Here is a 277-nt window from a genome sequence, read left to right as displayed (position 1 = left end):
TCGACCAGCGATTGGGAACAATCGTATCGAGGAATATGATGGTCAACATGTGACATTCAAATATATGGATAAAGTAGACGGTAAAGAAAAACATGAGACCGTAACGGTAGAAGAATTTATTATTCGATTAATACGTCATATTCCTAATGAACAGTTCAAGACAATTCGTCACTATGGGGTGTATTCTAGAAGGAGTAAGAGCTTAAGCAAAAAGCTATTAGCTACATGGCAACAAGGTACAAGGAAATGGATAGTAAAAGTGAAGAAGACATTACGC

1 protein-coding gene is annotated in these 277 nt (G+C 36.8%); it reads left to right on the top strand.

Translation table 11 applies throughout. The annotated features are described in order from the left end of the window. Positions 1-277 (top strand): transposase (locus JUJ52_RS23235; protein WP_228089274.1); only part of this gene is annotated, 277 nt, incomplete at both ends.

It is taken from the genome of Virgibacillus sp. AGTR (genome assembly GCF_016919725.2).
Lineage (GTDB): Bacteria > Bacillota > Bacilli > Bacillales > Amphibacillaceae > Virgibacillus > Virgibacillus salarius.
Note: the sequence above shows the minus strand (reverse complement) of the source record. Positions and strands in the feature narration are given on the sequence as shown.